The 25,306-nt window shown below is 54.7% G+C and carries 20 protein-coding genes and 1 pseudogene; 9 read left to right on the top strand and 12 right to left on the bottom strand.

All coding sequences use genetic code 11. The features are described 5' to 3' along the window. Positions 1–37: 37 nt before the first annotated feature. Entirely contained in the window at positions 38–1,831 is a 1,794-nt protein-coding gene (locus C3L37_RS19635) for a hydantoinase B/oxoprolinase family protein (RefSeq protein WP_228546399.1), read from the bottom strand. Between the two features lie 231 nt (positions 1,832–2,062). Here C3L37_RS19635 and C3L37_RS19630 point away from each other — a divergent pair, with 231 nt between their 5' ends. Next, the gene (locus C3L37_RS19630) at positions 2,063–2,410 is read left to right on the top strand and encodes a cupin domain-containing protein (protein WP_129116243.1); all 348 of its coding nucleotides are present in this window, start codon (positions 2,063–2,065) and stop codon (positions 2,408–2,410) included. 51 nt (positions 2,411–2,461) lie between these two features. Here C3L37_RS19630 and C3L37_RS19625 read toward each other — a convergent pair whose 3' ends face one another. From C3L37_RS19625 to C3L37_RS19600, 6 genes are all read right to left on the bottom strand, one after another. Next, positions 2,462–2,998 (bottom strand): Lrp/AsnC family transcriptional regulator, encoded by a 537-nt coding sequence (locus C3L37_RS19625; protein ID WP_129116242.1) that lies wholly within the window; start codon positions 2,996–2,998, stop codon positions 2,462–2,464. Positions 2,999–3,526: 528 nt separating this feature from the next. Then, complete coding sequence (locus C3L37_RS19620; RefSeq protein WP_129116241.1) at positions 3,527–4,546, bottom strand: hypothetical protein; 1,020 nt, start codon at positions 4,544–4,546, stop codon at positions 3,527–3,529. A 121-nt stretch (positions 4,547–4,667) separates the two neighbouring features. Next, the gene (locus C3L37_RS19615) at positions 4,668–5,681 is read right to left on the bottom strand and encodes a hypothetical protein (RefSeq protein ID WP_129116240.1); all 1,014 of its coding nucleotides are present in this window, start codon (positions 5,679–5,681) and stop codon (positions 4,668–4,670) included. A 276-nt stretch (positions 5,682–5,957) separates the two neighbouring features. After that, positions 5,958–6,635 carry a nucleotidyltransferase domain-containing protein gene (locus C3L37_RS19610; protein ID WP_129116239.1) on the bottom strand — a complete coding sequence of 226 codons (678 nt, stop codon included), beginning with the start codon at positions 6,633–6,635 and terminating at the stop codon, positions 5,958–5,960. 679 nt (positions 6,636–7,314) lie between these two features. Continuing rightward, on the bottom strand, positions 7,315–9,015 hold the full coding sequence (locus C3L37_RS19605; RefSeq protein WP_129116238.1) for a glycoside hydrolase family 13 protein: 1,701 nt from the start codon (positions 9,013–9,015) through the stop codon (positions 7,315–7,317). Positions 9,016–9,114: 99 nt separating this feature from the next. After that, entirely contained in the window at positions 9,115–10,266 is a 1,152-nt protein-coding gene (locus C3L37_RS19600; RefSeq protein ID WP_228546398.1) for a Gfo/Idh/MocA family protein, read from the bottom strand. A gap of 269 nt (positions 10,267–10,535) precedes the next feature. Here C3L37_RS19600 and C3L37_RS19595 point away from each other — a divergent pair, with 269 nt between their 5' ends. The 6 genes from C3L37_RS19595 to C3L37_RS19570 all read left to right on the top strand — a co-directional run bounded on the left by C3L37_RS19595 (position 10,536) and on the right by C3L37_RS19570 (position 17,948). Then, positions 10,536–12,011, top strand: a complete 1,476-nt coding sequence (locus C3L37_RS19595; RefSeq protein ID WP_228546378.1) for an extracellular solute-binding protein — start codon at positions 10,536–10,538, stop codon at positions 12,009–12,011. A 72-nt stretch (positions 12,012–12,083) separates the two neighbouring features. After that, positions 12,084–12,983 (top strand): carbohydrate ABC transporter permease, encoded by a 900-nt coding sequence (locus tag C3L37_RS19590; RefSeq protein WP_129116363.1) that lies wholly within the window; start codon positions 12,084–12,086, stop codon positions 12,981–12,983. Position 12,984: 1 nt separating this feature from the next. Further along, the gene (locus C3L37_RS19585) at positions 12,985–13,914 is read left to right on the top strand and encodes a carbohydrate ABC transporter permease (RefSeq protein WP_129116237.1); all 930 of its coding nucleotides are present in this window, start codon (positions 12,985–12,987) and stop codon (positions 13,912–13,914) included. Positions 13,915–13,920: 6 nt separating this feature from the next. Beyond that, positions 13,921–15,102 (top strand): ABC transporter ATP-binding protein, encoded by a 1,182-nt coding sequence (locus tag C3L37_RS19580; protein WP_129116236.1) that lies wholly within the window; start codon positions 13,921–13,923, stop codon positions 15,100–15,102. Positions 15,103–15,283: 181 nt separating this feature from the next. Continuing rightward, positions 15,284–16,333: a TrmB family transcriptional regulator gene (locus C3L37_RS19575; RefSeq protein WP_228546376.1), complete on the top strand. Its 1,050-nt coding sequence runs from the start codon at positions 15,284–15,286 to the stop codon at positions 16,331–16,333. Positions 16,334–16,595: 262 nt separating this feature from the next. Further along, a complete protein-coding gene (locus tag C3L37_RS19570; protein WP_228546375.1) occupies positions 16,596–17,948 on the top strand; it encodes a glycoside hydrolase family 68 protein in 1,353 nt (450 codons plus the stop codon). 315 nt (positions 17,949–18,263) lie between these two features. Here the strand turns inward: C3L37_RS19570 and C3L37_RS19565 are convergent, their stop codons facing one another. Together C3L37_RS19565 and C3L37_RS19560 are read right to left on the bottom strand one after the other, a co-directional pair. After that, entirely contained in the window at positions 18,264–19,832 is a 1,569-nt protein-coding gene (locus tag C3L37_RS19565) for a glycoside hydrolase family 32 protein (RefSeq protein ID WP_129116233.1), read from the bottom strand. A gap of 47 nt (positions 19,833–19,879) precedes the next feature. Further along, positions 19,880–20,419 (bottom strand): CPBP family intramembrane glutamic endopeptidase, encoded by a 540-nt coding sequence (locus tag C3L37_RS19560; protein WP_129116232.1) that lies wholly within the window; start codon positions 20,417–20,419, stop codon positions 19,880–19,882. A gap of 69 nt (positions 20,420–20,488) precedes the next feature. On the opposite strand from C3L37_RS19560, the gene C3L37_RS19555 reads away from it, so the two are divergent. Beyond that, a complete protein-coding gene (locus C3L37_RS19555; protein WP_129116231.1) occupies positions 20,489–21,016 on the top strand; it encodes a DUF7342 family protein in 528 nt (175 codons plus the stop codon). 872 nt (positions 21,017–21,888) lie between these two features. Here C3L37_RS19555 and C3L37_RS19550 read toward each other — a convergent pair. Both C3L37_RS19550 and C3L37_RS25140 read right to left on the bottom strand, forming a co-directional pair. Next, a complete protein-coding gene (locus C3L37_RS19550; RefSeq protein ID WP_228546397.1) occupies positions 21,889–23,280 on the bottom strand; it encodes a transposase in 1,392 nt (463 codons plus the stop codon). 198 nt (positions 23,281–23,478) lie between these two features. Beyond that, positions 23,479–23,718, bottom strand: a pseudogene (locus tag C3L37_RS25140) (TrmB family transcriptional regulator); the annotation flags it as partial. A gap of 387 nt (positions 23,719–24,105) precedes the next feature. Here C3L37_RS25140 and C3L37_RS19545 point away from each other — a divergent pair. Next, positions 24,106–24,909: a TrmB family transcriptional regulator gene (locus tag C3L37_RS19545; RefSeq protein ID WP_129116362.1), complete on the top strand. Its 804-nt coding sequence runs from the start codon at positions 24,106–24,108 to the stop codon at positions 24,907–24,909. Positions 24,910–24,932: 23 nt separating this feature from the next. Here the strand turns inward: C3L37_RS19545 and C3L37_RS19540 are convergent, their stop codons facing one another. Further along, positions 24,933–25,208 (bottom strand): HalOD1 output domain-containing protein, encoded by a 276-nt coding sequence (locus C3L37_RS19540; RefSeq protein WP_228546396.1) that lies wholly within the window; start codon positions 25,206–25,208, stop codon positions 24,933–24,935. Positions 25,209–25,306: the final 98 nt, after the last annotated feature.

Genomic DNA, 25,306 nt, shown 5'->3' with positions numbered 1-25,306 from the left:
GGCTCCCGCAGCCACGCGCGCCGTCGTGCGGCCTGACTCATGCCCGAAGCGACTCCGTGGCTTGTTCGGCTATCTCATCGTCTTCTGTGAGTACCACGCCGTACTCCTCACGGGCGGCCGCACGAGAGACGTAGCCGTCGCGTACATCCTGTCGGACGGTCTCGGGGTCCCTGTCGAAGGGATCGCCGTAGCCGCCGCCACCCCCCGAGCGATTGGAGATAACCTCCCCAGGTTCGAACTGGCCGCGCATCATCCCTACGTGTCTCTGGCCAGTGACGTCCGGGTAGAGGTGCTCATTGTCGGCGTAGACGGTCACCCGGTCCATAAACTCCTTGTCGTCGCCGCCTTGCAGGACAACGACGTTCTTCGCCCCAGGGTCGCCGCCCTTGAGGCCATACCCCTCGGTCTGGGTCTTCTTGATGATGGAGAGCGCGCCGCTCGGATGGGTGAACCGGTAGTCCCGGCGGATGCCGAGGCCGCCGCGGTACTCGCCGGCACCGCCTGAGTCCTGTCTGAGAGTCACCTGGTCGAACTCAATAGGGGCCTTGTTCTCGAGTACCTCGATGGGGATATTCCGAACGTTCGTTTGGGCGATATGCATGACGCCATTAGCGCCATCGTGGTCCGCCGTCGCGCCGCGGCCGACACCTTCGTTGTTCGCCTCGACGAACTTTTGTCCCGTTTCCGGTGATTCGCCGTAGAGCATGATGCTGCAGAGGTCACCACCAGAACTCGCTGCCAGTCGCTCTGGGATGGCCTGCGCGAGCGCCTTATACACCACCTCGACGGCCAGCGTCGAACTCCACTGGGTGAAGGTGGGCGCCGGGTATATCGCGTGATAGAGTGAGCCCTCTGGCGCCTCCACGGTCAACGGCGCGAAGTGGCCCTCGTTGGCTGGTTCTAGTGGCGTCGCCAGCGTCTTCGTGCAGAACTTCGCGACGGCTTGAGTCCGTCCGATGGGGATGTTCATCGGTCCATCTGTCTGATCTGCCGATGGGCCAAAGTCAAGGGTCAGATCCTCGCCGTCGACGGTCACTTCGATGCCAATGCGGACGGGGTCCTCCGTGAGGCCGTCGTTGTCTGCATGGTCGACCGCCTTCCAGCTCCCATTCGGGAGATCGGCCACCGCCTCCCGCGCGGCACGTTCGCCGTGTGCAAACACCTGCTGAAAGCACGCCTTAGCCGTTTCCGGGCCGTACCGCCCGTACAGTTCCTGCAGTCGTGTCTTCCCCGTGTTCAGAGCAGCGATCTGCGCGTTCAAATCGCCGACGACCTTGTCGGGGATGCGGGAGTTGTAGCGGATGAGCTCGAGGATCTCCTCGTCCGGCTCCCCGCGTTTGTACACTTTCGTCCCCGGAAAGAGGATACCCTCCTGGTGGACGTCGGTTGAATCGAGGGTGTATCCGGCGTCTTTCGCACCCATGTCGAGCCAGTGGGCACGGCTTGCGACGTAGCCGATGAGGTCATCGGCGTGGAACACCGGCGCGAACAGGCAGACGTCGAGGGTATGCGAGGAACTCCGGTATGGCCAGTTGACCATTACTACGTCGCCGGGGTCGAGGTTCTCTGCACCCATGTACTCGACAGTATTCCTGACGCTGTAGTCATTCGACCCGAGGAAAAGTGCGAGCCCAGGTGAATCCGCGAGCAGGTTGAACTCGTTGTCGTACATTGAGAGGCCGAAGTCCAATATCTCGTAGACGATGGTGTTGTAGGCTGTCCGGACGAGCGTCCGCTGCATTTCGTTCGCCGCGGAGACGAGGTAGTTTCGGACCACTTCAACTGTCGCGGCATCAGATTCTGAACTCAAGAGCGTTCTGGGGGATTTCACGCTATAAGCACCGTCTAGGTTATCCTCGAAGTGATTGTTAAACGTTTGCACGTGTCACGGAAAATTGAGACGATTCGGTCTCTTCACCCGTTCGTATCGGATAGAAATCGTAATATTTTCCGCCGCTACGTGTAGAGAAACCCCATAGAATGAAGGATAACCGAGTAGCATTTATGTCCCATCGACGAGAGCGCATGGTATGATACCACACGAACCGGCGGGGTGGCCGGAGTGACCAACCCCTCCGACGTGCAGCTATACGATCTCGACGACTGCTGGGCGGACAGCGTCGGCGATCCGCTCGCGCTATTAGCCAGCGACGACCCACAGGTCCAGGCTGGGTCTTACGTCATCCGACCCGGCGAGCGCGTTCCGGAGACCGGAACGACGAGCCACGGAGGGCCGGAGCTATCGGTCATCCTTTCGGGAGAGGCCATCCTCGGTCTACCCGATGCGGGCGAAGAATACGTCGCCGGTCCGGGGACGTTCATCACCATCCCCGCCGGGGTGGAACACTACAGCGAGAACCGCGCGGATGACCCGGTCGAACTGGTGTATACCGTCGTCGGCGATCTATAGGAGACTGGCCAGCAGGCGTTCGACGCTTATCGACCGCCGGTGAGGGTGCAGTCAGTGGCCGTCGTTGATTACTTTCTGCCAGGCCTTTCGCGTCTTGACTATCGGACTGATGTCGTACTCCTCAACGACCTCGTTGCCTCGCAACCGTTCGGACACGTAGACTTTCAGTTCGTACAGCGAGGCGTGCCACACCCGCAAGAGTATGTCGTCAGACCCGAGGTACTCGCTTATCTCATAGATGAGTTCGGCGTCTAGCAGTCCGTCGATGAAGGTGTCGATCTCCTCCTGGGTTGTTCCGGCCGAGAACGAGACCCGGACGTCTGCGTATGCGAGGTCTGCCTCTTGCAAGACAATGACCGCGAGCACGTCGATTATCCCCTCGTTCTGGAGGTTCGACCGCCGCCGTCGCGCCGCGGTGCGCGAGAGGCCGACCTTCTCTCCGAGTTCGGTGTCGGAGATGCGCCCGTTCTCGTTCAGGGCCTTGAATATCTGGTAGTCCTTCTTGTCGAGATGTTCTTGGAGAATAGCCTTGACTTCGGCGTCGTCGATCCAATCGTCCGTATTAGAAGTGATAGTTGAGTCACTCATACTGATCCACGTCAGGCACGAGGGGCCTCGGAGTTCGTACAGACGGCCTACGATGGTTTGACACAAGATACTACCGAAATTTCTAGCCATGAAGTCGGCGACGAGCGGCCAGGTCTGACCCGGCTAAACGCTTTTGAGGTCCACCGCAGAACTGAGCCCAAAGAGCGCTGATAGCGCTGACTCCGCCACCATCGAGGTCGTGCGCAACTACTTGACGTCTGCCGCCACCGAAATGCAGCGGACCTGGATCTCGCCCGACGTAGCCACCTGACCTGCGAGAATTTGGCCTTAATGGGATGATACCCTGCTAGGTTTCCTATGTACGTGGATAGAACGTCAGATTGAGAAAGGCCGATGTATCGAGTTCCTGTAGAGCGTCGAGTCTTGGTTAGCCGGTGTCCTATGGATGCAGCATCATGGTCGCTACCGCCTCTCCGGATTGGTACCCACCATGTTTGTCGAACTCGACAGCAACGAGCGTTTCCGCGGCGGTTGACCATACTGAGTAGCCCGGTACGGGAATTCGGACTATTCGTCGACGAGTAGGGCGGATCCTGGGGCGAACTCTGTGAGTTCTGCCTGTCTGGTTGTATCACACAACGGCCGACATTCTGTCGAGAATTTCCCGACCGTTTGGCTAGTCGTTCCAACCAGATAGAGGGGAATGACGAAGGCGGCAATGTAGAGAATTGCGTACGACACCGATACTGAGATGATGACGTACCAGAATCCAATTACCTGGCTCACACTTGCCACTATCGGGTAGATAGGGGCCACGACGAAGTTTACGAACAACGGTCGGCCTATCCTCCCTGCAGTCACGGAAAGCGTAATGGCTAATCCGAGAACGGCGTAGTCGCGGCTGAAGAATACGCCTGAATATTTCGTTAATGGTAATAAGTCGCTCAGCCGTTGCCGGCGGATATAGTAGAAAAATATCGCGCCCCACAGGTAGAACCCAGCGATGGATGCAACGTAGTTACTAACTGGTACTCGTTCCGCAGCCGTCTGTCCGACGACGCCACTCCAAACGTCTTCGGTAAGGTCAACGACTGGGCCGAGCAGCGTTCCGGTCAGATAGTCCGTCGCGAAGTATAGTGCGAGCAGTATTACGACGACCTCGAAGCCAACGATAGTCCGATGGGGCCAAGTTCCCTCCAGTATTGTGGCACGGCAGCTATTCAAGTAGTTACGGGCGATTTCGACGGCCGCCCCAATCGCGGGAGCGGATGCGATGGCAACTAGCGGCAAATAAACGTCCCAGAGATCTACCTGCCCGCGAAGCGGAAGGTCCACTACCGAACCATACCTCCAGAGTGCCATCACCATACCCATATTTATCAGCACCACGTACCCGAACGAGAGGAGAAGTAACTGCTGATGACGTGTTGACACGTGTTTCGTCCGAATGAGCATCGCGTAACCGTGCAAGAAAAGCACTATCGCATCACGGATAACGCCAGTCACCCCCCTAAGATTCTGAATCGAGTTTTGTATGGACTTTTTTCGATATACTGGTCTTGGCGGTGTGCGGGCCTGTATTGCCATGAATTTCACCGGCTGTAATGACAACCGCTAGCAGATAACGCACTACGAAATAATAAATAAATTGACGTAAGAGTCAGACAGTCCTCAAAACGGTCTTTCGGACTCAACCTTCCGAAAGAGTTCACCACTCACTCCGTGACGAGTGAGGGTTCTCCGACGCAAAGTCGGTGAGGTTCGTTTGAACCGTTGTATCGCATAGACACGGCCATTGAGTAGCGAATTTTTCGACCGATCGGGCGGTCATCCCGACCAAACAAAGGGGGATGAAGAAAACACAGAAGTAGACGAGCGCATCTGCAAGCGTTAGTGAGAGGACTCCGAGCACCAACCCCATAGTCGGGTTTATGGCTTCAACCACTGAGTAGATAGGAGCTACGACGAAATTTACGAACCATAAGCGGATAAACAGTGAGCCGAACCCAGAAAGCGTGATAGCTAGTCCGAGGACAGCGTAGTCTCGACTGAAGAATACACCCGAGTATTTCGTCAGAGGTAGCAAATCACTGAACCGTTCGCGACGGATGTAGTGGAAAAATATTGCCCCCCACAGGTAGAACCCCGCCATCGACGCAACAAATTCGTGGAGGGCAAATCGTTCTCCAATGGTTGGTCCGGCGATGCCTATCCAAACATTCCTCGTGAGGACGACGACCGGACCGAGCAGCGCCTCGATAAGAAGATCCGTCACAAAGTACAGTGAGAGCAGTATCGCGATGATCTCAACGCCGACGGCGGTTCGGTGGACCCAGCTGGGCCGTGGTAGATGCGTGTGTCCATCACTTAAATACTCTCGAGAGATTTCGACGGCTATCCCGAATACAGGTGCGGAAAGGATAGCTACCAACGCACGGTAATAATCCATCGTCTCAATCCGCCCGATGAGGGGGATGACCACTACAGAGATGTGTGTCGTTAAGAGATACGACACACCTACTAACAATACCCCAATATACACGGCTGAAAAGATAATCAATCGCTGGTGTCGTTTCGATGAAGACAGCGTGGCGATGGCGTGCAGAAGGAGCAGTACTGCATCGCGGAGGATCCCTGTTATACCGGTCGACCGTTGAATCGTCCTCGTTAGTGGTTCCCTCCAATGTACTGACCTCCTTTCTACGCGTGTCTTTGTTCCCATGAATCTCACCACCTACTGGGGCAACTGCTAGCAAACAACGTCAGCGAAGAATATAAATGAATTGACACTGTCTGTAGACAGTTCCCACCGCTATCCTCAATCACCACCGTATAATACCCGTTTTGCTCGCGAAGCGTCCGCGCTGCTTCAAGGAGTCGACAGGCTTTCCGCAGTTGAACGAGGGCGGTGTCAGAAACATCCAGATCGGATTCCCCTGTTTGCCCGCGGGTCTCCTGAAATGCTGCTTCAGCGTCGGTGAGGGCACCATCAACGTAGCTATCGTCCATTCGTCAACACCTCCTCTTTAAGCTGCGTGAGTGTCTCGGAGGTTCTGAGCGTCAGCCCAGCTGCGAATATCTCCCGCAGTCGGTCTCCGTAGCGACGCGCACTCTCGACGGACTCTACGAGGACGTGAAATTTGTAACGGTCGCCATCGAAAAATTCCTCGTTCAACTCCGACGTAATTTCGTGGGCCGTTTGCTGAGCGGTCGCTTGAGTTCCGCCGACGAGCACGAAACAATCAACATCGCTTTGTCGGTCGGCGGCCCCACGGGCGACGCTTCCGAAGAGAACGACGCCGCGGATGTCGTCGATCGCGGTGGTTAGCCTCGTAATGAGTTCTCGGACTGGTGCATGAAACTCTGGCTGTGGAATTCGAATGATAGGGTCATCTGGCTTGCTGAGCCGGCTTCGGTTGATGCGAGTGAGTTTTTTTCGCCCAGAATATTCAATGTCGACGAAGCCAACCGCCTCAAGATCGTCGATTGCCGACGAAATGCTTCGATGAGGGTGGTCTGTTGCGCGGCTTAAATCCCGAATCCCGAACGCCGTGTAGGGATTGTCGACGAGCACTGCGAGGATCTCATTAGTACATTTGTGACTGAAGAGGTCGGTGGACGGGACAGGGACTGGAAGCTCAAGTGATGCGCCTTTCTGGATACTTTGACTACCCATGGATAGAATTTCTCTCCACCATATATAAACCCCACGCTACCCACTCACGATAGTCTGTGGCTTCTTACAGGTGCTGTAAGCGACCATTCTCCCGTGGCTGTCGCTGAGACTGCCGTCGACTGCCGTTCGAGAAGCCGCACTCACCACTACCCACCCCACCAACCCACCCGCCCAGTCCTCACACCGCGAGGGAACGTGACCCTAGCGTGACGTGAAACGGCCGATTATGCGACCGCGATTACACCCACGAGGGTGTGCCCGACTTACAACAGCTGTAAGCCTCGAAGTCATTCACCGTGCCCCCGAGCGAACGACGGACCGCGACCATCGCTCATCCGCAGTTCGAGGATGTACTTGCCCTCGCCCTTCTGCCCCCGCCTACACCGCAACGGCGACCCGTGAGCGAGTTCAGCGAGCTTTTCGATCGCTCGGTATACTTCGACCCACTGGAAGCGCTGGCCGAACGCCGCTTCAAGATGCGTCTTGAGCTTGTCCTTCTTCGAACATAGCCGAACACGCTTCCCATTGGCGTCGCTGATCTTTGTGCCCCACTCGCCGAAGTGCAGCGCGATCTCACGCGCGCGTTCGTGGACGGGATAGACGCGATCGACGACGGCCTCTGCGCCGTAGCGGATGAACCGCTCTCAAATACATACTTACTTTTGTTTTCATTTCCGGCCTAAAGCCGGTAGACAGTGGCTTCATATGGCTGGAATTTGTGCCGTTTTGGGTCGGATGAGGTACTCTCATAATTGCTGATGAGTACGTCTGCACTGGAAGTGTTGATCGACGGACAGTCAAAGGTGGTATGTCTGTCCGACCAGTTAAGAACTATCAGTATCGTTTCGTCGCTGAGTGTGCGCCTATAAGCGTAGATCTGCTCATTGTCGGTGAGTAAGAGGTCGTACTCACCGTATACCAGGACATCCTCGGCATGTCGGAGATCGATTAATTCCTTGTAGTGCTGCCAGATCGAATTCGTGTCATCGAGAGCCGACGCAACGTTAATGTCAGTGCAATTTCTGTTGAGTTTGAGCCACGGTTCACTGTCGGTGAACCCTGCATTGGCCTCGCTGGACCACTGCATCGGCGTCCGTGAGTGATCACGACTTCTGTAGTTAACAAGGTCGGCAGCTTCGTCGTAGGATTCAATCCTCCCCTCAGCAAGCAGCATTTCAACAATCCCGGTTGTCATCGGGTCGTCAATCTCATCGAGACTCTCAAACTCGGCGTTCGTCATGCCAATTTCATCACCTTGGTAGATGTAGGGGGTCCCACGGAGTGTCAACAGAAACGTTGCGATGAGTTTAGCGCTCTCTCTGTGATAGCTCTCGTCGTCGCCGAACCGTGAGAGAATCCGTGGCAAGTCATGATTTCCGAGAAATACCGCATCCCACCACTCTCCGGCTAGTTCGTTTTGACAGCGAGTCATGATCGCTTTGAACTCCGAGAGATCCCATTCGTCCCATCCATCGAGAGTCCATTGCCCATCCGGTCCTTCGTCGACGGTGAGATGGTTAAATTGAAAAACCATATCCAAGCCACTGCCGCCCTCTACGAGGTATTCAGCGGTTTGATCGATGCTTGTTTCTCCCATCTCACCGACGGTCATCACATCGTAGTCCGCGAGGGTATCGTCATATACCTCTTGGAGGTACGTATGGATGTGAGGACCGTGGCTGTAATGTTCTAACCCAACGAGTGTGCGATCTGGATCACCGTCTGGGAGTCCCTTCGTTTTCGAGATGAAATTAATGGCATCCATGCGGAAGCCATCAATCCCCTTCTCCAACCACCATGTAATCATCTCCTTGATATCTTCGCGGACATCACTATTGCGCCATTTCAGATCCGGTTGATTTTCGTCGAATAGGTGGAGATACCACTGTTCGCGTTCCTCATCGTAGGTCCACGCTGGTCCACCGAAGATGGAGTTCCAATTGTTCGGTGGGGTGTCTGGTGTGCCATCCCGCCAGTAGTAATAGTCTTCGTATTTACCGTCACGTTGTCGAGACTGCTGAAACCACACATGTTCCTTCGAGGTATGGTTGATGACGAGATCCATGATCAACCGCATATCACGTGCGTGTAATTCCGTCAGCAACGTCTCCCAATCAGCCATCGCACCGAACTCGTCCATGATGGCACGATAGTTGCGGATATCGTATCCATTATCGGCATTTGGGGAATCGTATATGGGGCATAGCCAGACGACGTCTACACCCAATTTGTCGAGATATCCGACTTTCTCTGTAATTCCTGGAATATCGCCAATGCCATCACCATCGCTATCGTTGAAACTCCTCGGATAGATCTGGTAGACGACCGCTTCCTTCCACCATTCCGTATCGACCTGTTCAAGTACGGTGTGTTGACTCATTCTTGGAGTGAAATCCGTTTGGAGCTTGGATTGGACTGCTCGATCGCTTCGCGTGACGGATCACCGAAAGAGATCGTAACCACACTTATTCCCCTTTCATCAGTCAGCATTTGGGATTGGTTTGGCGGTGTTCTGCAGCGTTACCGTTTGACCGCTTTCCGAGGACCGATAGATGGCATCGATGACACGCTGAACAGCAATTCCCTCTTCAACGGTGTTGTGACAGGGGTGTTCTCCTGTGCGAACACCTTCAAGGAAGACTGCCTGTTCGGCTTGGTGGGTGTTGCTTTGCTGGGTTGTAACCGTGCTATCGATGAGGTGGTTTGAACCACTAGACCCTGCCTCGTAGAGCGTCAATTCATGTGTTCCGCGGTCGAATTTTGCTCCTGCCTCGGTGCCGCGAATGACGAATTCATCGGTTGGTGGACGATTGGTTGCCCATGCGACTTCCAGTGAAACAGTCCGGCCCTCAGTACAGCGGATGAACGCACTCACCGAGTCGTCAACGTTGAAATCTGCAGGTCCAGCATCCTTTCCCCACATTTCGATGGGCGTATAGTCGTCACGTCCGCCGAATTGTGAGCGTGTGACGCCTGCTGTCTCAACAACCTCCGGGTAATCGAGAAGGTATAGCGCGAGGTCGATAGCATGAACACCGAGGTCGATGAGGGCCCCACCACCCGCGATATCCTTGTTCGTAAACCACGACCCGCGGCCGGGGATGCCGCGTTGTCGGACGTAGTTCGCTTCGATATGTGTCACCTCACCGAATCGGCCTTGACGCTGGTAGTCTTTGAGGACCTTGACAGCGTTGCTGAATCGATTGTTGAAGCCGAGCATACAAAATCCATCAGCCTTCTTGGCAGTGGTGACGATACGTTCTGCACTCTCGAGGGAGTGCGCAAGCGGCTTTTCTAGAAGCACGTCAAGTCCCGCGTTGAGTGCGCCGACAGCATACTCCTCGTGAAACAGGTTTGGCGTCGTGATGATGACAGCATCGGCGACCTCATAGAGATCGTCCGTATCCTCATATGCCGTCACCCCAAACTCCGATTCGAATCGATTGCGAGCTGCCGCAGCGATGTCAAGGCCGCCAACGAGGTCTGCGTCAAGCGCTTGCAGTTGTGTCGCATGGTACTGTCCGATGTTTCCGAGGCCAATGAGGCCAATCCGCGGCCGACGAAAAGCAGTCATGAGTTCCACCCCTGACTGTAGTGATGTCCCGTGGGTGGTCTCTTCGAGTGACCAAATTCGTCGGCTGCACCGAATCGAGTCCTTTGGATTGGTTCTCTCTTAGACTGGATGCCCTTTGAACGGTTCCACAAAGAGGCTCTACTCGGTACTGGTTGTGGCTGCCGCACAGGGGGCTGTGTTATCATTATGTGAAACTCATCCATGAGTGATACTACTCCTGATCGTCACTCCCGACGGACCAAGACGACTTAAAGCTATGGAAAATCTTAATCTTGTGCTTGGTTCAGAATCTTTATAGCAGGGTATGCCACAATTGTAGGTGCACCATGAGGAATAATCACAAGGGAACCGTGATGCGGTCGCCAGTATCACGCCGCTGCTTCGTCAAAGCAGTCGGCGTAACGGGCGGTATGGCGGGCATCGCGGGCTGTATTGGAGGAGGTGGCGAAGACAGGCCGAAGAAAGCAACCTCTGACCAAACGGTTGTCCGTTGGTACGGCGGCGCAGGGGCAAGTGAATCAGAGGAGGTCAAAACCCAACTCCGCGAAGTGCTGTGGAGCGCAGGCCTCCCTAAAGAGATCTTCGTCGAGCCGACGGCGAGTTCGGGAAACACGGGTTCGACGTACGATCTATTTCGAACCTGGCTGACAGCAGGTCTGGAGAGCCCAGATGTTTTCAGCATGGACTCTGGGTGGACCATCCCCTTCATCGTACGAGGACAGCTTCAGAATCTAGAGGAATTGATGGACGAAAGCACAATCAATACCATCAAGAACGATTTTTTTGAAGCGAGCGTCGCCTCGGCAAGCGGCGAAGACGGGACGCTTTACGGAGTACCCTGGTTTCCAGACTTTCCGACACTGCAGTATCGGAAGGATCTCGTCGAGGATGCTGGGTACGACACTAACGGGTGGCAAACCACTCCACTGAGCTGGAAGCGGTTTGCTGAGATCACCGCCGACGTCAAGAACCAAACTGACATCAAGTATGGCTACACCTTTCAGGCGGCTAATTACGAGGGACTGTCGTGTTGCAACTACAATGAATGGATGACGACATGGGGCGGTTCCTACTTCGGGGACGTCGACAATCTGTTCGGACCAGTCGGTGGCCGTCCGGTCACGGTCAACACCAAAGGTAGCGTTGACGCTATCAAAATGGTTCGGACGTTCATCCATGGGAAGTCTGACAAGTATGGCATGGACATACCTGGCAACATTGCGCCTACAGCAACGCTAGGGTGGGAGGAAGAAACCTCCCGAAAACCGTTTACGAACGGCCAGGCTGTGATGCACCGAAACTGGCCATATGCCATCAGTATGAGCGGGGCAGAAGAATACCTCGGTGAAAACCTTGGTGTGATGCCGCTTCCCTACGGTGTCAAGGAGAGCAACGCTCAGTTTTCAGGTATTGGCGGTACCGCATCGGCGCTAGGTGGGTGGAATTCTGTAATCAATCCGAACTCCACGAAGAAAGACGCCGCTGTAGAGTTACTCAAAGCGCTGATGACCGACGAGTACATGCTGTGGCAATTCGAGAACTTGGGATTTTTACCTGCGAAACCGGACCTCTTCAACTCCGACGCTGCACAAAGCGTTCCTGTTATGGGGCGGTACGTAGACGCCTTGCAAACTGCCGGGAAAAATGCTATTCCACGGCCCGTTACCGTTGCTTGGCCCGACCAGGCTCCAGCCATTGCTACTGCCGTAAACAGTGCCCTTCAGAAGGGAAGCAAGAAATCTCCTCGACAAGCAATGAACGAACTCGCAAGCACCCTCGAAGAAATAGAGAATATCTCCTGAGTGATCATAATGAGCGCTAAAAATGAACGGACAGGCGGAATTCCGCGGCCGGATTACGCCATAGCCAATAAGATTGAGACGCTCCCAGAAGAACTGTTTGCCTACCTCTTGGTGGTGCCGGCGTTTCTGATGGTAGGGGTTGTTGCACTCTGGCCGTTGCTGGAGACATTCAGCATGTCTCTCCATGCAGACGCACTCACCGGGATTACAATTGGTGAGTTCGTTGGCGTCAAGAATTATGCTGCAATCGTGTCCGGTCAACGATCTGTGGTGCTACCCAGTTCCTTTTGGTATGCCGTTGGACTCACGATCGTCTTTGCCGTCGTGAGCGTCACCCTTGAGACGATTGTGGGACTTGCACAAGCGCTGGTTCTTGACCAAGACTTCCGTGGACGCGCTTGGGTCCGGATGGCGATTATCCTCCCGTGGGCTGTCCCCGTGGTCGTTCAAGGTATGATGTTCTATCTCCTCTTCGAACCGAGTGTTGGCTTTCTGGTCGCACCGTTGCAGGAGTTCGGTCTCTTCTCATCGACGCCGTTAGCGAATACGCAAGATTCGCTGATTTTGATCACACTCTCAGATGCCTGGAAAACCTCCGCGTTCATGGCGCTGATCATCCTTGCAGGGTTACAGAGTATTGATCGGAGTCTCTACGACGTGAGCAGAGTCGCCGGGGCGACTGCCTGGCAACGATTCAAGTTCATTACGTTCCCACTCGTGCTGCCTGCGGTGTTAGTCGGTATGCTATTTCGGACGCTGGGGGCATTGAAGGTGTACGGCCTCATCGAGGTTTTATCAGGGTGTCAGACGGTTCCATCGATGAGCTGTCTCGTCGTCTCAGCATTCCGGTCGAACCGCTACGGGACGGGGGCAACGCTGGCGTTCTTCACCGCACTCATAATTAGTGTGTTTATTCTGGTGTATCTGGTGAAATTTGTGGACAGTCTGCGAGATATAGGGGGGAACGCCTAACATGACGACTGCACAGACCACCGACAGCCAAGGTAGTACCGGTCCATTTATCGGCTGGGTGAGAAGCGCCATTGATAATCCCGGAAAAACACACAGAGCCATGTTTTACGTCGCACTTGTCTTCTTTCTGTTCACGACGCTGTTTCCCATCTACTGGCTCATAGTGCTGGCGCTCACGCCGAATAACCTCATCGTGAACATGGGTGTAGTCCCACGCGGGTTCAATCTTTCCGTATTCGTTGAGATATGGGAATCAGTCCCCCTCCATCGCTATATGTTCAATAGCTTCGTGATTGCCACGGTGACGACAGTGTATGTGCTGCTTGTTTCGAGTTTGGCCGGATACGCGTTCGGGCGACTCGAATTCCGGGGAAAGGGAGGGCTTCTCCTGCTGCTGTTGGTTATCTCTTTTTTCCCGCCAGCAGCCTTCCTTCTCCCCTTGTTTAAATTGTTCACCGGAAACGTGGTCATCTTCGGTCTTCACAGTCCTAACCTCTTCAATTCGATGGGTGCGATCATCATACCGTTCAGTGGACTATTCCTTCCACTCTCTGTGTTCATTCTGACAACGTTTTACAGCCAGATTCCGGATGGGCTCGAGGACGCAGCACGTGTCGAGGGAACGACTCGGTTCGGGGCGTTATTCCGGGTCATCATGCCGCTTTCAGCGCCAGGCCTCTCGACTGCCGGGATTCTTACGTTCATTGCCGTTTACAACGAGTTCTTCTTCTCATTCTTGCTGTCGACGGGAGAGCCCGGGAACGGCGCCCCACTCGTATGGGGTCTCCTGGCCTTTCAGGGACAGTACGCCAGCATGTACAACTATATCGCTGCTGCGAGTCTCATCGGTATTCTCCCGGTCGCACTTCTTGTCGTCGTCGCACAGGAGAAGATTGTCAGCGGACTCACTGCAGGAGCAATAAAGGAGTGATCAACGATGGGAAATGTTAAACTCGAAGATGTAACGAAGCGGTACGGCGATGTAACGGCTGTTGACGACATGAACATGCACGTCAAAGACGGAGAGTTTGTCTGTCTCGTCGGTCCTTCCGGGTGTGGCAAGTCTACGACCATGGAAACGATCGCCGGACTCACCATGCCTACCGAAGGTGACATCACTATCGGTGGGACCAACGTGACTCATCTTCCGCCCAAGGACAGGGGCGTCGCGATGGTGTTCCAGAATATCGCGTTGTTTCCGCATATGGACGTCTATGACAACATGAGCTTCGGGTTACGGCTGCGGAACTTCGACACAGACGAAACCGACCGCCGTGTCGAACGAGCGGCGGATATCCTTCAAATCAAACCCTTGTTGGACCGCAAGCCGTCGGAGCTATCCGGGGGCCAGCGGCAGCGCGTGGCCATCGGCCGTGCGATCGTCCGAGAACCCGAGACATTCTTGATGGACGAACCGCTGGCGAATCTCGACGCGAAGCTTCGCGTCCATATGCGCACGGAGCTGCAGCGACTCCACAAGGAACTGCAGACGACGATCATCTATGTGACGCACGACCAGGCAGAGGCTATGACGATGTCAGACCGGATTGCGGTACTCAACGTCGGTGAACTCCAGCAGATCGATCCACCGCTGACCTGCTATAACGAACCAGCGAACCTCTTCGTCGCCGGATTCATTGGATCTCCATCGATGAACTTCATCGAGGGTGAGATTACCGCAGACGGATTTGACTCAGAATTCGTCTCCATCGAGTTCGACCCAGTTGATTTCGACGTGTCTGTGGGCACCCCTGTGACCCTCGGGGTCCGACCCGAGGATGTCTATCTCGCCGACGATCGCACTGGAGTTCCATACCCGACGAAGCACATTGACACAGTCACTGACGTCATGGAGCCAATGGGTGACGAAATCTTCGTTTACTTGCTTCACGAGACTTGCGAACCCACCACTATAGAAGAAAGCCAGCACCACTCTAACCAATTGTTGATGAGCATCGATCCCGCCACCGAGATCTCCGAAGAAGATCACGTTGCAATCCTCTTCGATCGGACGAAACTCCATTTGTTCGACCAGAAGTCTGGCGAAGCGATTAGCCACGGTCTTGAGACGGCTGTGGCGAAGCAGACGGCTACCCAGCCTCCCACGTCCGAAAACTAACCAGATCATCGCAGTTTGACCTCTCCAACCCCTCAAACCCAGAAATCCGTGGCTCATCACTGAGATGGCTTATCCATTGGACTGCCTGCGTACCAACTACTCCCGGGATGAATGGACAGTCAAATTATCGATGAACCCCAATTCCCAGCATATGTCTCAGCACGGCGAGAAAGACGGGCCAATGCTCAGAGAGGAGCTAGGCGACTTCGGCTTCTCGGACAAGGAGATCGATGTGTATCTCGCTCTCTTGTCTCGAGGGGAGGCAACAACGAGCACCATCTCAGAAGACGCCGATGTCTCACAACAGGCAGTCTACAACATTACCGCTCGGCTCGAAGACCGCGGCTTCGTGCGTGTCAACGATCACGCGTCGCCGAAGACGACCCGTGCAATCCCGCCGAAGAAATCAATGGCAAATCTCACAGAGCGAATCGGCTCGATAACACCAATCCTTACAGACCGGTTTAACGACACGAAGCCGCAGACGCCCGAGCTGAAGATGGTAAAGTCCCAGGAGACCGCACTCAAACGGCTTCGAAATGCAATCTCAAATGCACAGCGAGAGGTCATTGTTGCCATTCCAGAACATGTGTATCCGGAAATTGAAGCAGAACTCCAAGCTGCGATCGAACGAGATCTCCTCGTCTTTCTCTTCGTCCAGGATGTCGACGACCTCGACGAAGCCAGGAAGCGTTTTGCAGGAGCTGCGAATGTTGTCCGCTGTTGGAGTGAGAGTATATTGTTCCTTTACGCAACAGACACCCAGTCGACGAATCCATCCATAAGTCAAGCTGCCTTGATCGGTGATGCTCAATTACTATCGGGAAATCATGATTCAGGAGATGGCGTTGCGGTCTCTGAACGGCATCTTGCGGGGTCAGTTCATGGAGTGTACTTTAGCGCCTACTGGCCAGCAGGCACGGAGGTGTTCATTACTGATCCAGATCCACTCCCGAAGACGTTTGAGTGGTTCCGGCAGGCAGTCTTTCAGGCGATGCTGCATCAGAAAGCAGACACCGATCTCTGGGCCGAGATCGACACAACGAGCGGAGAGACAATCTCTGGGAACGTAAGCCAGATTCGTCAGGCACTCATTGAGCCGACAACAAACGAGTACACATTGGAAACTAGTCTTTATCTTGAGACCGATGTAGGTGAGGTAAGTGTTGGAGGACAAAATGCGATTATTGAAGATTACGAAGCGACGTCCGTTACTCTTCAACCCAATTGATCTGTGAAGTGTATACACGATCTTACGTGAGACGTCCTGCGGTGGCCCTCCGTGGCGTATGACGTGGTCATAACTGCTGAGAGATAGACAGAATCAGTTAGTATACTGATTGTATATAATTTTAATAAATTATACAGTTTCACCTAGCTAGTCCACACTATTTGTAAATTATGTCTGGTGATATCCATAAGCAATATTTTTCTCTATAATCAACATTCTCGCCAGAAATTTATTCAAGCAGTAGTAAAAAGTTCTGAGCGCAATGTTCGACGAGACTGACTCGCCGAAGACGAACCGACGTCGTTTCATGAAAACGGCCGCTGGCCTCGGTGTCGCCAGCCTAGGACTCTCATCCGTGAGTGGTTCTGCGGTTGCAGTTGAACCAAGTGAAACCGACCAATGGACACGTGAAGAAGCAGAACAGATCAAGCTGACTGACGATACCACCGCCCCGGTAATTAGCGACAATCCCAACTCCATTTCCGATGATTACTGGATCTGGGACACGTGGCCCCTGCGGAACCGCGATGGTTCCATCGTGAAGATTGATGGCTGGCAGATTATTTTCTCTCTGACAGCGCCCAGTGACCTTGTGCCTGGCGCCCGTCACAACGCAGCGACCATTCGGTATTTCTACTCGCGAGACGGAAAGAGTTGGCAAGAGGGTGGCAAAGCATTCGATACGCCGCTTGGCCACCATCAATGGGCTGGCTCCGCAATGTATGATCCAACAGAGGAGCAAATTTACCACTTCTACACGGCCGTTAGTCCCGAGCCAGAGTTCCGACAGCGTCCCGCACTCGGCATCGGTGCATCGATTGAGACGAGTCCAAATGGCGTCGAACTGACCGGCGAGCAAGAACACGTCATCATGGGGACGCCCGACGGTGAGATGTACCAGACCCTCGAACAGTCGAGGGATCAAGGTATCGTCTACGCGTTCCGTGACCCCTGGTACTTCAAGCATCCCGAGTCTGGTGAAGATCTGGTGGTGTTCGAGGCGAACACGCCAACAGGGAGTACGGATCCAAGCGATCCGCAGAGCTTTAATGGAAACGTTGGCGTCATGCGAGCGACGAACGATGAGTTGACCGAGTGGGAGCTGTTACCCCCCGTGCTCGAAGCGATCGGGACCAATCAGCAGCTTGAGCGCCCTCACTTCGTGTTTAACGACGGCAAGTGGTACCTGTTCACTATCAGCCACCAGTTCACCTTTGCGCCCGGATTAGATGGCCCTGACGCGCTATACGGGTTCGTGGGTGATTCGCTGTACGGTGACTACGAACCGCTTAACGAGAGTGGACTGGTTATCGCAAATCCTGAAGAAGCACCGTTCCAAGCGTATTCGTGGCTCGCTATGCCGCACGGAGATAACATCTTGGTTGAGAGCTTCGAGAACTTCCGTGGTCTCGATGACACCTCGCAAGGCGCAATCAGTCTCAAAGAAGTCGGGAACCTCCCCCCAGAAGAGCAGAAAGAGCTCTTTGGTGGGACGCTCGCTCCCAGTCTGAAGCTCCAACTCAATGGAATGAAGACGAAGATTGTCGCAGAACTTAACGACGGTCACTTCCTGCCCTCTGTCGGTGCTTCGAGCGGAAGCAGTAACGGAAAATAACAAAGCGTCCTTCTCGTCGTAACCGACGAGGGACACCTGGGAAGACGGCGGCTTTGCCCTCTATCCTCGAAGGCAACTGAGGGGGCATACGCCTTCTTTTCGAGGATTTTTATATGGGAACTAGCGATAGTTCTCTATCTCATACTAGTATGGCAGTGGCAGTCCCGTATTTATCGTAAGATCGCTTCGCGTTCTACAATCTATTTTTACCTCGGGAAGGCCACTCACGTTGGCTGTATAGTGGTTACAAGAGTTCAGATGTTTTAGTGCCTATGTGATCCTCGGGAAGGCGATGCCGCCTTCCTGGTTGATCGATTATTGGTTGTCAGATAGCTCGTACGCGATAAGGTGTTCTACCTTCGCAGCCCCTTCTTCGGCGAAGAGGGAAATTCCGGTACTGTTCCAGTCTGGGTAGACTAGGTTCGTCATTGTTCGACGACCGTTATTTGCAAACACTTCAATCGAGCAGCGGTCGATCAGAACGCGAAGTTCAATGGTTCCATCGTCAAGTGGCTCCATCGGCATGGACGACGTTCCATAATACTCAGCATCGAAGAATTCACCGGCATTTGTCCGGTCGAAGTGTAAAACTTCCCCCACAACGTCATAGCTGATCACGCTCTCTTGAGTGTCGCCTTCCCGAACTCGGAGTCCAACTCGATCGCTACTCAGCGGATCGATAGTTCCAATAAGTTCGACTGTGCGCTCCTCAACGTCCTGTTTTGCAAGTGGGTCTTTACTTGGCGTGATTATCTCTGAGTCCAGTTCAACCAGTGTCTTAGTTCGTGTGGCAGTGATCTCATCGGCGGGGTGTTGTCGTACGTCGGTTGTTTCTCCCCTCTCTTTGAGTGTTACAGTTCTTGGAACCGTCATTGCACCTCGCCATCCTGGATTCGGCCCCTCCATCGCATACTCCCAGTTGTTCATCCACGTGATGTTCAAGCCCCTCTCAGTCGGTGTATTCCCCCAACATTGCGTCGCATAGAAATCATCCCCATAATCCGCCCTGACGACATTTTCCGCGATAAAGTCGGTCCCAGTGAAGTGACCAACATGGAATTCAACCGACCGAGGTTCCATCGGCGACACTGGAAGAACCCACCGCGTCTCGTTTGCTCCCTCAACCGGCAGTTCGATAAGACTCGGACATTCCCATCCCTCGACACCTGACCGATAGGTGCTCTCGTAGGCCCAGTCAACGAAGTTCTCTGAACTGTAGATCTCGATGCCTGCTGGTCGACCGTCGGTTGGCTGAACCCGGCTGACTACCATACGCCAGCTCTCATCCGAGTCATACCAGAACGGGTTCGGGTCGCGGAAATCACCGACATCGCTCGGAATCACTGGGTTGCCGTCGTATTTATGCACGGTTTCGCCATTGTCCGTGCTGTACGCGATGCGTTGGTCTTCGGTCCCATCGTCGTGGTGACCCGTATACATGCATAGGAGTGCATCTTCGCCAAAGCCAGCGGTGTTCTCATGGTCGGTGACCGCACCGCCTGAAAAGGCCTGAATCGACGAAGTGGCAGGAATTTTGGTTCCGTGTTCGGTCCAGGTGACTAGGTCCGTACTTGTGGCGTGATCCCAGCGACGACGAGTTTCGCCGGCCTGGTAAAACAGGTGGTAGACGCCGTCGTGATAGACAAGTCCATTTGGATCGTTCATCCAGCCTTTGGCTGGCGAAAAGTGATATTTAGGTCGCCATTGGTCGGACACTGAATCCGTTGCGGACACCACTTTGCTGACCGAGGGTAGACCGGTGACTCCACCAAGTGACACTGCCGCCAATGCACTGGTTCCCATGACATGGGCCAGATCACGTCGTGAGAGTTTCAGTCCTTTTTTTGGTGCGTCTTTGCTTCGGGGTACGTCATTTCGTACCATATGACTCATCATGGTAATGAACTACTATTATCTTCCGATATTGTAAATTAATGATTGAGATAGTATGAATATAATGGATCGCAAACACAGAGTACAGCCAATAAGCGTGACCGCAAGCCGAAGCCACTAAACAACGGAGCCGACAGATCGACGAACAGGTGTTTTAGGACGAACGCCGTTGCTGTCACAACGATGGCAATAGTGGTTCCGTAGGTGTCCGTGAGTGCGGTCTGGATCACACCCCTCCACGCAAGTTCCTCTGTTATCGGCACCACGACGCCGTTGACCACAAGAATTGACATCCTCCACACGACTACAGTCGTGGGCTTTCTCCTGTACTTCTGTAACGCTGCAGCCCACACCGGTGCCTCGTCGATACCGAGCGACGTTGGCTCGATCGATGGCTCCAACCCCAAAAACGAGGCGTAGACGGCTATCGCCGCGCCGTAGAGAACGAGGTAGACAACGAGACCTACGAGGCCGGCGCCGACGGAGTCGAGCGAGAACCGGTATTCCCAGTCAGCGGGATCAATGTCGACGTATCTCCCGATCCAGGCGATTTCCGTGCTCGATTGAGATGGACACACGCCACAGTTTGGTGCACAATATTTTAAGCGCAGGTAAGATATATGCTGTAGTAGCGCGAAGAACAGGATATGACCCCAGACAACGACCCACCCACTCCGCCAAGTCTTGCTGAGGAATGGAAAGAAACGTGGGACGACGAGTCAACGCGAGATCGGGTGTACACCACTGCCCTACAGCTGTATGAACCAACACGAGTTGCTGCGATTGCCGAGAGAGCAAATGTCTCGAAGGAAACTGCTAGGGACTACCTGCAGTGGTTCACGGAAATTGGAATGGTACGACAGACTAACGAGGCTCCAGATGAATTCGTCCGCGACGAGGAGTACTTTCGATGGCGGCGGATTCATCGGCTACGCGGGCTCCCCATGGATGAACTCGAACAACGATTACAAACGGAGATCGAAAAAGAGCGGAACTACCGCGAAAAATACGATGTAGAGGGGCCCGACCACGTGGATGCGCTTGATCATGCAGACTATGCTGATGTCGAGGATGTCTGGTCGGAACTGCAAGAGTGGACAACCGTTCGACGGCGAATCGAAGAACTCGAACAGGCGCGACAGAACCACAACAGCACCACACAGGCGTCCGCGTGAACTACCCCGCCCTACTCGCCCCTTCGGGCGCTCGCTGAGGAAGGGGGCGTAGCGCCTCAATTCAGCTAATCGATGAGCGACGATACCGAGAAAACACTCGATGAGACATTGTTGCGTCACATTGCTCGTCGATTGGGGACGCTCTCACTCGTTGAATCTGTCGCTGTCTTTCCGCACGAGCGTCCGGAATCGGTCGTAGCACGGTTTGATCTTCAGTACTTTCCTGACACAATTCAACAGGTTGTATTTGAGATCCGTGTCTACACGAACGGCGATTTCAATATCACGTACCGGGAGGATAGAGGTGGAACGGCGTGGATGTGTCGGTGGGATCGGCACGACAATCCGCATAATTCCCGAGACCACTTCCATCAACCACCGAACGCACGTACCGAAGACGCTGTTAATCGAGACTTTCCAGCCAATTTTGTCGTCGTAATGGACTCTGTTCTTGAGCGCGTAGATGACCGAGTAGGTGAAGTCTGGGACGATTACAGAGATTAGCCGAGAACGCCCACGACGTTAGTCGTGGGATGAATCGGCGCACGATACTATTCCCCTGTTCGACCCCGTACGGGGTGCCATCCGACGCGGTACACCCGCGCTCATGCCGAGACAATCGGACAATATCGAATTCCCCAACCGAGGGTCGAAGGTATCCCCTTCGGAATAGGTTGGATACCCACAGTTTCGGAGGATAGGTCAGATCCGGGCCGAATCTTCGCTGGTTTGAGGTACTTCTCCCAACTATTTGGTCGAATCCTGCTCTCCCGAGGCAAGACGATCGAACGAGCATGTGAAATCGCGCGGATTTTGGTGCTCCTACAGAGCGTCGCCACTCCCAAGCGACGAACCCAGCAGGAGACAGTCGGTCAGTCAGGCGGTATCAACGCCGAGGCAACGAGCTCGACACACTCGCCCGCGGTCAGGACCGGCGCGTAGTCCATCTCCCCGTCGACACCCGCTTTCAGCAGGAAGTCCGTAAGCCGCCAGATATTGTACAAGAGCACCGCGAACACGAAGCAGAACAAGCGAATGCGGTAGTCCTTCGAGGAAATCTTCGCGAGAAAGTTGCCTTTGATGGATTTATACTCGTTCTCGATCTGCCAGCGACGACTATACCGCCGACAGAACGTCTCGGCTTCATCCGGCCCGACTCGGAGATTCGTCGCGAAGACGGTTGTTCCCTCACCACTCGTCGACGGGACGTACAGAAACTGCATCGGGTGTGACCCTGCCTCCACATGGACGGACGCCGATTCAACAGCGACTTCCTGATCGTACTCTTCCATCTGCTCTATCACCTCGCGTTCGGAGCTGGTGATGCGCTTTGGAATGAGGTAGTTCACATCGAGGTTCGAGAGCGTCTGAAACACTCTCATCGAGTCGAACTCCCGATCACACAGTACCATCTCGATCGGCACGTGTTCTTTCGCCCGCTGGACGAGCCGGCGGACAACGCGGTGGATCTGGCTCGGCGGGTTCTCATCCCACGGTGAACTTTCTCGAACTGGTTCTACTGCGAGGACTAATGGGATATTCCGTTCGACGACGCACAACGTGGCGAATTTGAACGCTCTCTCTTCGTTATTCATCGTACCACTCACCATCGGCATCCCGTCAACGTCGCCGTAGTACGGGATCGTCGTAACGTCTATAGCTGCTGTAATTGGGCGACGAAATGACGACTCGGACTGAATTTGTGAGACCAACTGCTCAGTCGCGTCGTGGAATCCGTCGATCAGATCCCTCGAATCGAACTGTTTGACCGCTCTGAGATGCGTGTCTCCATGTGGTCCATAGTCCTCGCCTCGCCGGAATTTGAATCGAGCAGCGCCCTGCGGCGTCCCACACCCAACCATCCCAATGAACGTTTGTAACTCGAAGAAGCGAGTATCGCCGTATGTCTGGTTTGCCGCTCTCCCCGACTCCCACGTGAAGATTGCCTTCAAAACCACGACTAGACTGTTCGTCTCGCCTTCCCCCCAGATGGCTGTCTCCGACCGGGGATCAGTTGGGCTCGCATCCTCGTCATTGACGAGGGCACTCACGAGCGTCTTCCGTCCGTCCACCATCATGAGCCGACCGGCGGAGGTATCCGACCAGACCCAGAGCGACTCGAACATCGTCGCTCCGGGGATGGCATCCTGAATACGGTCCTGCACCTCCGCGGAAACGCCCGCGAGCTTGATCGAAACCCCCCGATTCGCCGCTTCGACTAATCCTTCGATCAGATCCTCGGTGAGGAGGTCCTCGACGGTCATGTAGACAATTTCCTCCTCCGCGCTGGCGAAGAACTCTCGTACACGCTCCGTGACCGCGATCTGTCCATCGACGGTCCAGACACCGCGCTGTTCGGCTCGTCGCTCGACGGGTTCGAGTTCGCTGAGGGCTGTCCGCAGCATCTCTGTGCGAGATTGCAGTTCGTGTTCGAACGTTCGACTGGCGGTTTCGGCTGAAATGGCCCAGAATTGCTTGGGCGACGACTGCAGAACATCGACGAGTCCGCGGTCGTGTAATTCGTCGATGGCGTCGTATACTCTGGTGCGGGGTACCTCCGACACCCGGCTTACATCCCTGGCCGTTCCCGTACCGAGGCTGGCGAGCGCTACGAACGTCCGGGCCGCATAGGTGCTCAGTCCGAAGTGTTCGAGCTGCTCGACGGCGGTCGCCTCTGGGCTTCCGGTAGGATCGCTACTCATCAGATTTCTGGTTTGCCTCGCCCTCTCGAACCTGCCACGCGAGGCGGTAGGTCGGCACGCCGAGGTAAGGTGGTTGGGCCACAGTACTCGGCTGCGTATCAGTAGAGAGATAGAGTCTTACAGGGTTATACTTTTTGTGATTAAACGGGTTACAATCCAATCCGTCTCATTTATGGGCTCTATATGACCTGAATAGCTAATTCATTTGTTGTAACTGAGAAAGTTACAGTAGCATTTGCCAACCACTGTCGCGTCGATGAAGCCTACTTATTTGGCCGGTTTTACGCATTTCAACGTCGCGCCGAGTCATAGCCACAGTGACAATGCCTATCTGTCCCGGTGACCAACGCCCAATCAATTCCCGGGCTATCCGGGGAGTTGGGACACATGGATACGAACCAGAATTTGGAGGACGCGGTTGAAGTTCTCCAACAGCTCGGTTTGAAGGAATATGAGGCGAGGTGCTTCGTCGGGTTATCGCGCTTACACTCTGGGACGGCAAAGCAACTCAGCGAGATGACCGAAGTGCCTCGGACACGCGTGTATGATGCGATTCGGATGCTGGAAGCGCAAGGTCTCGTCGAGATCCAGCATTCGAGCCCGCAGCAGTTCCGCGCCGTCCCGCTTGAAGAGGCCACAGAGACGCTCCGGGATCAATACGAGGCTCGCGTCGAGCGACTCCACGACGCGCTAGACACCGTCGAGATCGTCGATGAGGATGACGAATCCCCCGTCCAACAAGTATGGGCGATGACCGGCCGGGACGCGATCGAGAATCGGACGAACGACCTCGTCGGGGAGGCCGCTGACGAGATCGTGCTCGTACTGGGCGACGAGTCACTGTTGACTGAGGATCTTATCGATACCCTCAACGAGGTCAGCAACGGGATTGATCTGCTCATCGGCGCGTTGACCGAGACCCTTCAGGAACGGATTCAAACGGCCGTGCCGGACGCCACGACGTTCATCTCTGGGCTGGAGTGGCTTCACGGCGAGAACGCCACCGAAGACGAGACGGCGATCGGCCGGTTGTTGTTGATTGACCGATCGACGATCCTGGTGAGTTCGATCATGCCCACCACCATGGAGGAACGAGCGGTCTTCGGCGAGGGATTCGGGAATGGTCTCGTCGTGATCGCGCGCCGCCTCATGGCACAGGGATTGTTGACCGTTCGTGATCCAAAGCAGTGATCTGACTGGCTGCGACTATGGGCCTAATCGGCAACCCCGCTACCGTGCGACTGTCCGTCGGTAGATGCTCGGGGAGGTTTTTCGAGCGGTTCAATGGTGAGATATTCACCGTTGTCGATGGAGACGCGACAGCCACAGTAGATGAACGAGAGACAGCCACCAGTTCTGGGTTGACCGTTCGACCGAGACTCAAATAGCGTATCCAGAGCATCCGTGTCGAGGACGTACGCCAGCGGTCGAAGGGAACAGGGTTCCCGTCCCTCCACGGCGCTTACCGCGCGCACGACGGCCGTACTCACCGATTCGTTTGCTCCGATTTCGTACTCCACAACCCTAGTAAGGTGGGACGACCAAAAATTCGTGAGTTTTTCACCCGGATAATCAAAATCCGCACCGC

Origin of the sequence: Halegenticoccus tardaugens (assembly GCF_004116405.1) — an archaeon.
GTDB classification, from domain to species: domain Archaea; phylum Halobacteriota; class Halobacteria; order Halobacteriales; family Haloferacaceae; genus Halegenticoccus; species Halegenticoccus tardaugens.
This window is presented reverse-complemented; position numbering and strand designations above follow the sequence as displayed.